This is a genomic window from Brevundimonas sp. NIBR10 (genome assembly GCF_027912515.1).
GTDB lineage: Bacteria > Pseudomonadota > Alphaproteobacteria > Caulobacterales > Caulobacteraceae > Brevundimonas.
This window is the reverse complement of sequence record NZ_CP115464.1, coordinates 1,481,271-1,494,583: the sequence shown is the minus strand read 5'-3', so window position 1 is coordinate 1,494,583 and position 13,313 is coordinate 1,481,271. Positions and strand designations below refer to the sequence as shown.

The following is a 13,313-nucleotide window of genomic DNA, read 5'->3' as shown; positions in this document are numbered from 1 at the left end:
CCGGGGCTAGATTTTGATCAACTCACTCTCGCATCTACTTGAGATTATGGCGCATCATGGCGCGTACCGCATATATGCGAAGAAGCTTTCCCCGAACGACAACTCCAAGAACCAAGTGTATCTGGGCAGTGGGTTTGGGGCACTGAACATAATTCCTCACGGCGAAATCTATCTCGACACAAGTGCTCGAGCAGGAAGCAAGCAAGATAGACCAAAAGCGGCGGTCAGATTTTCTTGGATTGAAGATACGGGCAGGCATGTAGCGCCGGATGCGAACCTGATTCTCTATCCAGACTACCCGGAAGTCCGAATGTCGGGTTTCCTGCGTGGTTGCAGTTCCGCGCCTACCGACTTGATGACATCACGCGATAAGGGGCGTGTCCTGTTTTTTGGGATCACACGTGAGGGTGAGGTTCTTGGATTTGTCTCGGATCATACTAGCCCGATCTCAAATCAGATCAACGCTGCTGTATGGCCGACGTTGGGCATTTTCCTTGAGCTACCGCTCAGCCTCAAAGGCGAGACTGATCCAAAGGCGATCTTGCTCGGACATCTACGACGGATCCATTCTTTGCGGTGGATTGCGTCTCAGAAACTTACGCGAACGGGGGCCAAAATGTCGTACGCCGCCCGCAACGGAGGAGGGTACAGCCTCGAAGCCGAACTTGGTGTGCAGCCCAACGGGTATGCCGAACCCGATTTCATGGGCTGGGAAGTAAAGCAGTATGGGGTGAAAGATTTTGTTGGCTTCACGCCAAAATCTGCGGTCACTCTTTTTACGCCCGAGCCAAGCGGAGGCTTCTACAAGACAGGAACAGCGGAAAAGTTCGTCGAGCGTTTCGGCTACAGCGATAAAAGCGGAAAGCCAGACAGAATCAACTTCGGCGGCATTTATTCCGCCGGGAAAGACGCGCACGCCGACACAGGGCTTTGTATGACTATCAAAGGGTTCGATGCTCATGCCGGAAAGATCACCGACATGGACGGTGGCTTGGCATTGATCACAAAGGATGGTGAAGAGGCTGCAACTTGGTCGTTTTCCGGCCTCATAGCACATTGGAACAGAAAGCATGCGCAGGCTGCCTATGTGCCGTCAATCTTCCGCACGCCACCGCCTGAGTACGCTTACGGACCACAAGTACTTTTGTGCGAACAGACCGACTTCATACTATTTCTGAAGGCGTTTTCTGCGGGTAAGGTCTACTACGACCCTGCATTGAAACTCGAAACGACCTCTTCGGGTAGAAAAACACTACACCGACGCAGTCAATTTCGGATTCAGCACTCCAACCTCACGCAAATGTATCATCGCAATGAGATCGTCAGCCTAGTCCAGTAATTCGGGACCTGATCAAGGAAGCTGTAGCGACGTCACGATGCCGCCTGCGGCATACCGCCGACCGCAAAATATGCATCACTTCCTGCAAGCCATGCTTGGCACTCGTCTAATACGGCGTCTAACGGCAACCGGGTCCGACCTTTCAAAGCGCATTCCCAGACCACGCCGACGCGCCAGCCTCCATCCAGCAACGCTGCAGTCGAGCGCTGATCAACTTCGCGGTTTCGCTCGATCTTGGCTGCCCAGAATTCCGGTCGAGTCGAGGGCATTCGGAAAAGGTGACAGTTATGACCGTGCCAGAAACAACCATGGGCGAAGAGGACAGCTTGCATTCGCGCAAACACTAAGTCGGGTTTGCCGGGCAGGGTCTTTTCGTGAAGCCGGTAACGAAGCCCGCGCTTGTGCAGGCCTTGCCGCAGCAGCATTTCGGGTTTCGTGTTCTTGCCCCGGATGCCGGACATCATCCTGCTTCGCGTTGCCGTATCGACGATGTCAGGCAAGCGCCACCTTGCGCTGCGCGGCAAGCGCCTTGAACAGATGCGGCTTCATGTGTTCGGCGACAGCCTTGACGGCCGGCACGACGACTGAATTGCCAAACTGGCGATAGGCCTGGGTGTCCGAAACTGGAATTATGAAGTCATTCCCCTGAGGATCATCGAAACCCATCAGCCGTGCGCACTCCCGGGGTGTGAGACGGCGCGGCGCCTTGCCTTCCTGCTCGATCAGAATTTCAGAGCCGTCCTTATAGTAGCGAGCTGACAGGGTGCGCGCGATGTCGTCCGGTCCCACCAAACCGAACCCAAAGCCGTTCCCCGCCGCCTGATGCTTTTCCTTGTACCGTTGGAGATAATTCCAGAGGTGATCGGTCAGCGTGTATTTGTCCGCCACGCGGCCAGAATTCCCTACAGTGAATTTTTGGTCGGGCGCTTCTGATCCATCACCGGGATGCAGGATTTCGCGCAACTTCGGCCTTGCGTCAGGCAACTTCAGGTCAGCGAAGCGGAAGGCCTGATCTTCGCGAAATCCAACGATAAAAATACGTTCGCGATGCTGGGGCGTCCATGACTGCCCGTCGATGACTCGATAGTCGATCGTATAACCAAGGTCCTTCTCGAGGACGTCCTTGATCGTTTGAAAAGTCTTCCCCTTATCGTGCCCAATCAGGTTCCTGACATTTTCCAACAGAAAAGCCGCCGGACGGTGATGTTTGATGATCCGCGCTACATCGTAAAACAGTGTGCCTTGTGTCTTGTCCTCAAATCCATGGGCGCGCCCAAGCGAGTTCTTCTTTGAAACACCAGCAATGGAAAATGGCTGACATGGAAAACCAGCCAACAGAACGTCGTGTTCTGGAATGTCGCTGACATCGACACTAGTGATGTCACCGCTTATTTCGTGATCGTCGTTGGGAAAGTTCGCAGCGTAGGTTTTTTGACTATATTTGTCCCATTCTGACGTGAAGACACATTTTCCGCCGATGGACTCGAAGCCTCGCCGAAGTCCCCCGATGCCTGCGAACAGGTCGATGAAAGTGAAATCGGCCCCAGCGGCATCAAGATCGCCACGGACCAGCTTGAACCTCGGTTGAGTGACCGACGGCGTCGCCGGCCCATCGATAAACCCAAGGCGCACAGCCCGGTCAGCCGTCGCCTGACCTGCTTGCTTCACCATGATCGCGTACTCCGACACGGTAGAATCCCCGCCTGTTCAGGATGGCAGAATGGCAAGTTTAAACCAGGAGAACAAGTGGAGAACGCCATGCAGAAATAGAGCGTAAAGCTGGATCGGGACACGGCAGATTTAACTCGCCCCTACACCGACCCGATCGTCTTCAGCCGGGCCCTCGGGTGGATCTCGTTCTGGCTCATGACCACCGTCTGTCCCCTGAACCGTTCGATGATGGAGCGGACGTAGGGGCGGATCTGGGGGCCGGTGAGGAGGACGGCGCTTTCGCCGGCCATGGCGGCGCGTTCGAACACGTCGCGCGTGGCGCGGATGAAGTCCTGAAGGCGTGAGGGGGCCATGGCCAGCTGCTTGTCCTCGCCCGTGCCGACCAGGGCGTCGGCGAAGGCCTGTTCCCACTCGGGCGACAGGGTGACGATGGGCAGGGCACCGTCGTCGCCCTTGTGCTGCCAGCACAGCTGACGCGCCAGGCGGCTGCGGACGTGTTCGACCAGGGTGGTGACCGAGGTGGAATGGGGCGCGGCCTCGGCCAGGCCCTCCAGGATGGCACCCAGATCGCGGATCGAGACCTTTTCGCGCAGCAGGGCCTGAAGCACCCGTTGCAGGGTGGTGACAGTGACGACCGAGGGGACCAGTTCGTCGACCAGCTTCTTTTCGTCCTCGCCCAGTTCCCGGATCAGCTTCTGCACCTCTGCATAGGACAGCAGGTCGGCCATATTGTCCTTGAGGATCTCGGTCAGGTGGGTGGTCAGGACGGTCGAGGGATCGACGATCGTATAGCCCCGGAAGGTCGCCTCTTCCCTCAGGCCATCGTCGATCCAGGTGGCGGGCAGGCCGAAGGCGGGCTCCTTGGTGTGTTCGCCGGGCAGCTCGACCTGACGGCCCATGGGGTCCATGGCCAGCAGCGAACCGAGGCGGACCTCTCCGGCCCCGGCCTCCATCTCCTTGATGCGGATGGCATAGCCTTGCGTCGGCAGGCGCATGTTGTCGAGGATGCGGACCGAGGGGATGACGAAGCCGTATTCCTGGGCCAGGGCGCGGCGCAGGGCGCGGATCTGGTCGGTCAGGCGGCGGCCCTCCAGGTCGTTGATCAGGCTGAGCAGGGAATAGCCGAGCTCGATCTTGACCTCGTCGATGGTCAGGGCCGTGCCGATCGGTTCCTCGACGTCGTCCTTTGGCTTGCCGGCCGAGGCGGTGGCGGCCAGTTCGGCCTCGGTCGGCTGGGGTCTGAGCTTGGCGCGGCCGAGGCGCCAGGCCAGGAAGCCGGCCCCGATCGCCAGGCCGACGAACGGGATGATCGGCATGCCGGGGATGACGGCCAGCAGGGCCGAGGCGGCGGCGACCATGCCCAGGCTGACGGGGTTCGTCGCCAGTTGCGAGACGAGGGCCTTGTCCGCCGAGCCCTCAACGCCCGCCTTCGACACCAGGAAGCCGGCGGCGATGGAGATGATGATGGCCGGAACCTGGGTCACCAGACCGTCGCCGATGGTCAGCTGGACATAGGTGTTGGCCGCCTCGCCGAAGGGCAGGCCGTGCTGGATCACCCCGATCAGCATGCCGCCGATGGCGTTGATGAAGACGATGATCAGGCCGGCCATGGCGTCGCCGCGCACGAATTTGGACGCACCGTCCATGGCCCCGAAGAAGGTGGATTCCTGCTCCAGCTCCTTGCGGCGGAGCTTGGCCTGGTCCTCGGTGATGAGGCCGCTGGACAGGTCGGCGTCGATGGCCATCTGCTTGCCCGGCATGGAGTCCAGGGTGAAGCGGGCGCTGACCTCGGCGATCCGGGTCGAGCCCTTGGTGATGACGACGAAATTCACCACCAGGATGATGGCGAAGATGATGATGCCGATGATGAAGCTGCCGCCCATCATCAGGGCCCCGAAGGCGTTGATGACCTGACCGGCGGCGTCGTGGCCCTCGTGCCCGTGGGTCAGGACCAGGCGCGTCGAGGCCAGGTTGAGGCCCAGCCGGAACAGGGTCGAGATCAGCAGCACCGTCGGAAAGATGGCGAAGTCCAGCGGCCGCTTCATCATCAGCGCCGTCATCAGGATCAGCACGCTGGAGACCAGCGAGATGGCCAGCAGCAGGTCCAGCAGGAATTTCGGGACCGGCAGGATCAGCAGCAGGATGACGCCGATCACGCCGACCGCCATCCCGACCTCGCCGCGCATCAGCCAGCCACGGATGTCGCCGCCCGTCGGACGGGCCATGCCGTCCTTCATCATGACAGGCTGAACGGGGACGTCGGTCACGTGCGGCCCAGTCGGCTGAGGGCCAGTCGCGTCGCCTGTGCGATCACGGCGTCATTGGCGGCGGCCGAGGAGGTCGAGGTCGCGTGATAGTAGGCGGCGACGATCACAGGCGCGCCGGTCGGGGGATACAGGATGCCGATGTCGTTCGTCGGGCCAAAGCCGCCCGTGCCGGTCTTGTGCGCCACGCGCCAGTCGGCGGGCACCCCCGCCTTGATCCGGGCGGTGCCGGTGGGGGATGCGAACATCCAGCCGAGCAGCTTGTCCTTCGAGGCGTCGGACAGGGGAGTGCCGTTGTCGAGGAACAGCTGGCGGATGTTGGCCGCCGACTGGACCGGAGTGATCGTGTCCTTGTCGCCGTCGAGACGATTCATTTCGGGCTCGAAGCGATCGACGGTGGTGCTGTCGTCGGCGAGGTCGCGCCGGTAGAAGGCCCGCATGGCATCGATGCCACCGAGCGCCTTGAGCAGCAGGTTGGCGGCGGGGTTGTCGGAGACCTCGACCGTGCCCTTCATCAACTGTTCGACGGTCAGGGTCGAGCCGACGGCCGGCTCGGTGACCGGGGCGTGGCTGATCATGTCGGCGCGGGTGATCGGGATCAGCCGGTCGAGCTGTTCATCGCCCGCCTGCACGCGTATCAGGGTCGCGGCGGCGAGGTACATCTTGAAGGTCGAGCAGTAGACGAACCGTTCGTCGCCGCGCCAGGCCAGACCCTTACCGCTTCCCTGATCCAGAGCGACGAAACCCAAACGGCCGCCGCCGCGACGCTCGAGCGCCGACAGGTCGAACGGCTCGCTGACCTCCCGAACCGACTCTGCCGACGACGCCAGGTCTGGCGCAGGCGCACAACCCATCAGGCCCAGCGCCCCGAGGCCGGTCAGGACGCTCCTGCGATCCGCACCCATCATCAGATCAGGCCGCGCTGGACGAATAGCCGCCGGTAGCGATGCCCGTCTGGGGGGCGATGATCGAGGTGCCCTCGTCGGCGTATTCGTTGAGCTTGTTGCGGAGCGTCCGGATCGAGATGCCCAGGATGTTGGCGGCGTGAGTGCGGTTGCCCAGGCAGTGGGTCAGGGTGTCGAGGATCAGGGTCTTTTCCATCTGGGCGACGGTCTGGCCGACATAGGCGCGCGACACGGCATCGGCGGTCTGGGCGGCGCGGGCGGCGAGCCCCCCCTGCCCTGCGTCGGCACCCGCGACCGCACCCATCAAGGGTTGGCCGTCGGGCAGGCGGATGGCCTCGGCGTCGATCTCGGGACCGACGGCCAGCAGGACGGCGCGGTGCATGGCGTTTTCCAGCTCACGGACGTTGCCGGGCCAGCGGTGGGCGGCCAGCGCACGACGGGCATCCACGGACAATGGGCGCACCGGCACGCCATTGGCGGCGGCGTATTTCTTGACGAAATGATCGGCCAGGACCGCCACGTCGCCGGGCCGCTCGCGCAGGGCGGGCAGGCGCAGGTTGACGACGTTCAGGCGATACAGAAGGTCTTCGCGGAACGTGCCCTCGGCCACGGCCTTGGCCAGGTCGCGGTTGGAGGTGGCAATGATGCGGATGTTGACGGGCACGGGCTTGGTGCCGCCGACCCGGTCGATGATCCGCTCCTGGATAGCGCGCAGCAGCTTGGCCTGGAGCCGGGCGTCCATTTCGCTGATTTCGTCCAGCAGCAGGGTGCCGCCGTCGGCCTCCTCGAACTTGCCGATGCGGCGGGCCACGGCGCCGGTGAAGGCGCCCTTCTCGTGCCCGAACAGTTCGGATTCCAGCAGGTTGTCGGGGATGGCGGCGCAGTTGACGCTGATGAAGGGGCGTTCGGCGCGCTTGGAGTTGACGTGCAGATAGCGCGCCATGACTTCCTTACCGACACCGCTTTCGCCGGTGATAAGGATCGAGGCTTCGGAGCGGGCGACCTGGTCGGCCAGCTTGACCACGGCCTGCATCGACGGATCGGCCGAGATCAGCGGGCGCTCGTCGTCGGCGACGGCCGACAGGACGGCGGCGATCAGATCGGCTTCGGGCGGAAGCGGGATGAACTCCTTGGCCCCGGCGCGGATGGCGGCGGCGGCCTTGACCGGATCGTTGTCGACGCCACAGGCGACCACAGGCACATGGATCCGCTCGGCGTCGTTGGCGGCGATCAGCCCGGCGATGTCCAGGTTGTAGTCGACCATCAGCAGGTCGGCCCCCTGCCCGCGGCGCAGTTGTTCCGTCGCCTGATCGGTGCGTTCGACGTGCTGGACCTTGGCGCCGTGCGCCATGGCCATCTTCACCGCCGCCGCGAGCTGTCCGCTCAGCCGACCCACCACCAGAAGCCGCATCGGTCTTCTCCTCTAAGCTCTTACGCGTGACCGACCGCCTAGGCGGCCGAGTCCTCGGTCTTGATGATTTCCGTCATGGTCACGCCCAGGCGATCCTCGACGACGACGACCTCCCCGCGGGCGACCAGACGGTTGTTGACGAAGATGTCGATGGCCTCGCCGACCTTGCGGTCCAGCTCCAGCACCGATCCCCGGTTCAGTTTCAGCAGTTGCGCCACGGTCATGTGGGCCTTGCCCAGAACGGCCGAAATGTTGACCGGCACATCGAAGACGGTGGCCAGATCGGTGGCGCTCTTGTCGCCCCCTTCGTCAGCGGTGGCCAGGGCGGTGGAGGCGCCGAATTCCTCCAGGGCGAAATCGTCAGCCATCAGTGGGGGCTCCCGTTCAGGGTTTCAGCATGTCCGGCCTCGGCGGCGAGGGCGGCGGCCAGGGCCTCGCCCATGCGGGCAGCGGCCTCGGCCGGATCGTAGTCGGCGCGGCCGTCGGCCCATTCGAGCTGGAAGGCGGCGGTGGCCATGCCCGGATCGTCCCGGAAGGCGATCAGGCCCGAGAAGCCGGCATCGGCGCAGACGGCCTGAAGCCGGGCCTGCACCGTCTCGTCCAGGCCCCGCGCGCGGATCACCAGCCGGGGCGCAGCATCGATCTCTGAGCCGAGCTGTTCCAGCGCCTCCTGCAATGGACCGGCCGGGAAGCGGTCCAGCGCGGCGGTGGCGATGACCCGGGCGGCGGCCAGGGCCAGTTCGGCCGACTGTTCGCGGTGGGCCTGGGCGACCTGGCCCAGGGCCGGAGCCGAGGCCGCGATGGCCTGTCCGATTGTAACCAGGGCCATGGCCTGTAGGCTTTCGACCTCGGCAAGGGCGGCCTCGCGGGCTTCCAGCCGTCCCTGCGCGACCAGGGCCTCGACCTCGGCCGGCAGATAGGCACGCTTGGTCGGGACGAAGGCCGCGCCGGTCCGCGTCGTCGATCCGTCCGAGGCGAACTCGGTGTCGAAGGAGAAGGGACGGGAGTTGAGGGGGGCGACGTGGGTCATGTCAGTAGATCAGCTCGTCGTCGGCGCCGCCGGCACCGGCCAGCATGATCTCGCCCTTGGCCGCCAGATCCTTGGCCGCCTGGACCATGGCCATCTGGGCCGAGTCGACGTCCTTGAGCCGGACCGGGCCCATGGATTCCATATCCTCGCGCATGATCTTGGAGGCACGCTCGCTCATGTTGGTGAAGAACATCTCGCGCAGGGTTTCGGACGCCCCCTTCAGCGCCAGGGCGAGCTTGTCCTTCTCGACCACGCGCAACAGGGTCTGGACCCCGCCGGGATCGAGCTTTGACAGGTCCTCGAACACGAACATCAGGGCGCGAATCCGCTCGGCCGCCTCGCGGTTGCGTTCCTCCAGCGCGCCAATGAACCGGGCCTCGGTCTGGCGATCGAACGAATTGAAGATGTCGGCCATCATCTCGTGGCTGTCGCGTTTGGACGTCCGCGCCAGGTTGGACATGAACTCGGTGCGCAGGGTCTGTTCGATCTTGTCCAGGATATCGCGCTGCACCGGCTCCATGCGCAGCATGCGCTGGACGCATTCCAGGGCGAAATCCTCGGGCAGGGCGGTGAGGACGCGGGAGGCATGCTCGGGCTTGATCTTGGACAGAACGACCGCGACCGTCTGGGGGTATTCGTTCTTCAGATAGTTGGCGAGGACGCTTTCGTTCACATTGCCCAGCTTGTCCCACATGGTCCGGCCGGCGGGACCGCGGATTTCCTCCATCAGGCCGTCGACGCGATCGGGCGGCAGGAAGGCGGCCAGCAGCTTCTGGGTCTGTTCGAACGACCCCAGGACCGCACCGGAACCGCTCATTCCGGAGACGAACTCCATCATCAGTTCCTCGACCACGTTCGAGGAGACGGTGCCGAGGCTCGCCATGGCCTGGGAGATCTCCTTGATCTCCTCGTCGTCGAGGTTCTTCCACAGCTGGGTGTGTTCTTCGCCCAGCGACAGCAGGATGACCGCAGCCTTCTCAGGCCCGGTCAGCTTCTTGGCGTCCTCGACCGAAGCCTTTTTGGTACTTCCAGCCTGCTTTGCCATCAGCTTTCGTGCACCCAGCTGCGCAGGATGGCGGTGGACTCATCCGGGTGCTTTTCGACGAATTCGGCGACCTTCTTGACCGAGGAGGCCTTCACCTGTCCCTCGATGCGGGCGATGTCGAGCCGCTGATCCATCTCCGACGGAGGGCCGCCGAGCATGGGCTGGCCGCCCGCCAGGGTGGCCTGAAGCTGGGTAACACCCGGCCCGCCGGGACCCGCCACGGCCATGGCCAGAGGGCCGCCGCCCGCGCCGCCGGTCGCCGACTTCAGCAACGGCCTCAGCACGAAGAAGATCAGCAGCAGGCCGGTCACCAGCAGCACCAGCAGTTCGACGCCGCGCATGATGTCGTTCTTGGTGAAGTCCAGCATGGAGGCCTTGGCCTCGGTGCCGCCCGCACCCGAGGTGTCGCGGCTGAAACGAATGGCCTCGACCTTGACCTGGTCGCCGCGCGGCTGATCGAAGCCGATGGCGGCCTTCACCAGGGCGTCGATCTTGGCGATGTCCTCGGCCGAGCGGGGCGCGAAGGTCGGCTCGCCCTGGCCGTCGGCGGCCGGGGTCCAGACGCCGTCGACGGCGACCGCGACGGCCAGCTTCTGCACCTCGCCCGCCTCGCGGATGGTGGTCGTGGTGGTGTTGGAGATTTCGTAGTTGGTGGTCTCTGTGTTGGCTTTGTCGGAGGACCCGATCGGAGTGGTGGCCGGGGGCGCGCCGCCGGGGATGTTGTTGGTCGCCGTGGCACCGCCGTCCGGCTGACCCGTCGTGTCGGTCGACTCGGTGCCGTTGGTGGAGGTCGAGCGGACGACCTGGCCGTCGGGATCGAAGCGTTGTTCCTGGGTGGTGGCGCGACTGTGGTCGATCTCGGCGGTGACCTGGACGCGCGCGGCGCCGGGACCGACGACGCCTTCGACGATGTCCAGGATGCGGGCCTGGAGCTGCATCTCCGCCTCGTTCTTGGCGTCGGAGGCCGAGGCAGCCGAGAAGCCGCCGTCTGCGGAACCAGCCGCGAGGGTGCGGTTGGCGGTGTCGGTGACCGTGACCCGCTCGGGCTTCAGGCCGGGCACGGAGGAGGCGACGACGTTGCGGATGGCCTGAATCTGGTCGCCGGTCAGGGCGCGACCGCCGACGCCGACGGTGACCGCCGCCGTGGGCTCGGCGGTGTCACTGGCGAACATCTCGCGGCGCGGCAGGGCGATCATCACCTTGGCCGAGGAGATGCCCCGGAACGACAGGATGTTCCTCGACAGCTCGCCTTCGAGGGCGCGCTTTTCATTGAGGTTCTGCTGGAACTCGGTCTGGCCCAGCACCGACTGGTTGTCGAACAGCTCGTATCCGACCGAGCCCGAGGTCACGAGACCCTTCTGGGCCACCATCATCCGGGCGGTGCCGACCTCGTCGCGGTTGACCATGATGGTCGAGCCGTCGCCCTGGGTCTTGTACTTGATGCCTGCCTGTTCCAGCGAGGCGGTGATGTCGCCCGCCTCCTTCAGGTCCAGGTTGGAATAGAGCAGGGCGTCCGGCGACTGGCCGACGCGCATCATCAACAGGACGAGCACCGCCGCGACACCCGCGCCGACGCCCAGCACCATGGCGAGGCGCCCGATCCCAAATCTCTGCAACGCCGCCGTAAAGCCGCCCACGCGTCCCCACACATACTGAAACGGGGGAGCCCGTATGCCCCGCTAGGCAGAAACTGCCGCCTGCGTGGTAAATGCCGCGTTAAGGGGGGTTAAAATCCTCGGCGATCGTCACGCCGGACGCGTCAGGGCGTCGCGGCCGCGCCGAGAAGGCCGATGCCGATGACCAGCGTACCGCCGAAGACTGCGGCGATCTGGACGCAGAGCATCAGCAGGAGCGCCTTGCCCACTCCCGCCAACCACGACCTGAACCATCGGCCCCGGCCCATCCGCAGGAAGGCGACGAGGCCCAGGATGATGATGGCCAGGGACACGAGGCCGGCCAGCGGTCCGGTACCATAGCCCCACCACGCGATCGGCAGCATCAGGACGGTCCAGGCGCACAGCCAGCCGAAGGCCGCCCGGAACCCGCGACGCCAGCCCAGATCCGCCCTGTCCCAAAGACGAAGCAGCGGGGCCGCCGCCAAGGCGTAAAAGAGGGACAGCAACGGCACCATCACCAGAGTCATCCAGCCGTCGGCGTCGGCGATGAAGGCGTCCCTGGACTTGCCCGCGTTCGCGACAAGCGGGTCGATGAACCCGGCAGGCAGGCCCTCCAGCATGTACCCGGCACCTCCCCGAAGAAACAGGAGCAGCATCAGGATCGCGTTCAGCGCGAGGTAGAGCCGCAGCGGTCGTGCATAGGCACCGCCCCCGTGGGCCCCCTGCTCCATCCAGGCCTGCAGCACAGCGCCCGGGCGCAGGACCAGATCCCTGACGGTGACCAGCTCGCTTGCGCCAAATCCCAGCACATCGTCCGCCAGGGCCTGAGCCGGCTTTTCGGTATCCGCCATCCTATCCCCCTGAAGGCCGACCGGGGCCGGCCCCTGCCAACCGTCACTATAGACCAGATTCGGCTCGCCGCAGCGTGGTGGGCCAGACCAGCGGAACGGCACAGTGCCTCGCCTAGCGATGCTTGAGCTGCGGTTGGACCGGGCCTGCCCCGGACGGCAGCGGTGCGAGCGGGTCCGGACTGCGCAACCACGCCGCCACGTCGCCATAGACGACCTCCGCATCGAGGTCGCGATTCAGCAAATGCCAGCCGTCGGGATACCAGGCGGTGCGCAGGTTGGGCGCGTCGCCTGCGCGGATCAGGGCGCGACGCATGGGGCCGGGCTCGACCACCTGATCTTGGGCACCGTACATCAGCAGGGTCGGGATGCGGGTGCGGCCCAGGCTGTTCGACGCCGTCTCCATCAGGCTGACCAGGCCCGAGATGGTGTCGAACCGGGTGGACAGGATGCTGTCGGGGTCGTCGCCGTTCCTGACCAGTTCGGCCAGGTTGGACGAGGCCAGGATGTGGCGGGCGATGAAATCGGGCGGCTGGACCGCCGTCGAACCCAGGGCCCGGGCGGCGATCCACAGGCTGGTGCGGTTGGCGATGTTCTGGCTGGACCAGCCCCAGACGCCGGGGGCCAGCAGGATCAGCCGGTCGGCGTCGGGGGCCCGGTCCGAGGCGAAGGCGGCCGCCGCCACCGACCCGCCCATGCTCTCGCCCACCACCGCGATCGTGGCATTGGGACGTCGCGCGCGGACCAGGGCGGTGATGGTGCGAAGATCCTCGACCATGCTCGCCTCCCCCGCCCAGATGCCCCGTCCGGGGGCCCGGCCGAAGCCGCGCTGGTCGTAGCTCCAGGTCTCGATGCCGGCTTGCGCCCACCACGGCCCCGCGAGTCTGAAGGAGGCGTCGTGGTCATTCATGCCGTGCAGGGCGACAATGACGACGTCAGGCTGTGCGTTCGCCGGGCTCCAGCGCAGGAAGGGCAGGCGCGCGCCGTCCTGGACGATGAAGGCCCCGGGCGATCCCGGCCGCGCGGGCTCGACGATCATGGGCCCTGCGAAGGCGGCGGGTGGCGTCAGCGGCGGCTGGACATAGGGGGTTGTGCAGGAGGCCAGGGCAAGGGCTGCGAGGACTGCCAGACCCACTCTCTTCCGCTCATCCCGGCGAAGGCCGGGACCCAGTGCTTTGGGCGAC

The 13,313-nt window shown here is 64.9% G+C and carries 12 protein-coding genes; 1 reads left to right on the top strand and 11 read right to left on the bottom strand.

Annotated elements, in window-relative coordinates; all coding sequences use genetic code 11:
• Window positions 1-13: 13 nt before the first annotated feature.
• Complete coding sequence (locus O5K39_RS07300; RefSeq protein ID WP_271146613.1) at window positions 14-1,339, top strand: MvaI/BcnI family restriction endonuclease; 1,326 nt, start codon at window positions 14-16, stop codon at window positions 1,337-1,339.
• A 32-nt stretch (window positions 1,340-1,371) separates the two neighbouring features.
• On the opposite strand, the gene O5K39_RS07295 is transcribed toward O5K39_RS07300, so the two are convergent.
• The 11 genes from O5K39_RS07295 to O5K39_RS07245 all read right to left on the bottom strand — a co-directional run bounded on the left by O5K39_RS07295 (window position 1,372) and on the right by O5K39_RS07245 (window position 13,264).
• Window positions 1,372-1,839, bottom strand: coding sequence for a very short patch repair endonuclease (locus O5K39_RS07295; protein WP_271146612.1), 468 nt, complete (start codon window positions 1,837-1,839; stop codon window positions 1,372-1,374).
• Window positions 1,832-3,010, bottom strand: coding sequence for a DNA (cytosine-5-)-methyltransferase (gene dcm, locus O5K39_RS07290; RefSeq protein ID WP_271146611.1), 1,179 nt, complete (start codon window positions 3,008-3,010; stop codon window positions 1,832-1,834). Before dcm ends, O5K39_RS07295 begins: the two co-directional genes overlap by 8 nt.
• Window positions 3,011-3,150: 140 nt before the next feature.
• Window positions 3,151-5,250, bottom strand: a complete 2,100-nt coding sequence (flhA, locus tag O5K39_RS07285; protein ID WP_271147121.1) for a flagellar biosynthesis protein FlhA — start codon at window positions 5,248-5,250, stop codon at window positions 3,151-3,153.
• 23 nt (window positions 5,251-5,273) lie between these two features.
• Window positions 5,274-6,182 (bottom strand): class A beta-lactamase, encoded by a 909-nt coding sequence (bla, locus tag O5K39_RS07280; protein WP_271146610.1) that lies wholly within the window; start codon window positions 6,180-6,182, stop codon window positions 5,274-5,276.
• Window positions 6,183-6,186: 4 nt separating this feature from the next.
• On the bottom strand, window positions 6,187-7,590 hold the full coding sequence (locus O5K39_RS07275) for a sigma-54 dependent transcriptional regulator (protein ID WP_271146609.1): 1,404 nt from the start codon (window positions 7,588-7,590) through the stop codon (window positions 6,187-6,189).
• A 38-nt stretch (window positions 7,591-7,628) separates the two neighbouring features.
• Window positions 7,629-7,958: a flagellar motor switch protein FliN gene (gene fliN, locus O5K39_RS07270; RefSeq protein WP_271146608.1), complete on the bottom strand. Its 330-nt coding sequence runs from the start codon at window positions 7,956-7,958 to the stop codon at window positions 7,629-7,631.
• Window positions 7,958-8,620 carry a flagellar assembly protein FlbE gene (locus O5K39_RS07265; RefSeq protein ID WP_271146607.1) on the bottom strand — a complete coding sequence of 221 codons (663 nt, stop codon included), beginning with the start codon at window positions 8,618-8,620 and terminating at the stop codon, window positions 7,958-7,960. The genes fliN and O5K39_RS07265 overlap by 1 nt, the downstream gene beginning before the upstream one ends.
• 1 nt (window position 8,621) lies before the next feature.
• Window positions 8,622-9,665, bottom strand: coding sequence for a flagellar motor switch protein FliG (gene fliG, locus O5K39_RS07260; RefSeq protein ID WP_271146606.1), 1,044 nt, complete (start codon window positions 9,663-9,665; stop codon window positions 8,622-8,624).
• Window positions 9,665-11,251, bottom strand: coding sequence for a flagellar basal-body MS-ring/collar protein FliF (gene fliF / locus O5K39_RS07255; protein ID WP_271146605.1), 1,587 nt, complete (start codon window positions 11,249-11,251; stop codon window positions 9,665-9,667). Before fliF ends, fliG begins: the two co-directional genes overlap by 1 nt.
• A gap of 173 nt (window positions 11,252-11,424) precedes the next feature.
• Window positions 11,425-12,132: a hypothetical protein gene (locus tag O5K39_RS07250; protein ID WP_271146604.1), complete on the bottom strand. Its 708-nt coding sequence runs from the start codon at window positions 12,130-12,132 to the stop codon at window positions 11,425-11,427.
• Between the two features lie 112 nt (window positions 12,133-12,244).
• Complete coding sequence (locus O5K39_RS07245; protein WP_271146603.1) at window positions 12,245-13,264, bottom strand: alpha/beta fold hydrolase; 1,020 nt, start codon at window positions 13,262-13,264, stop codon at window positions 12,245-12,247.
• Window positions 13,265-13,313: the final 49 nt, after the last annotated feature.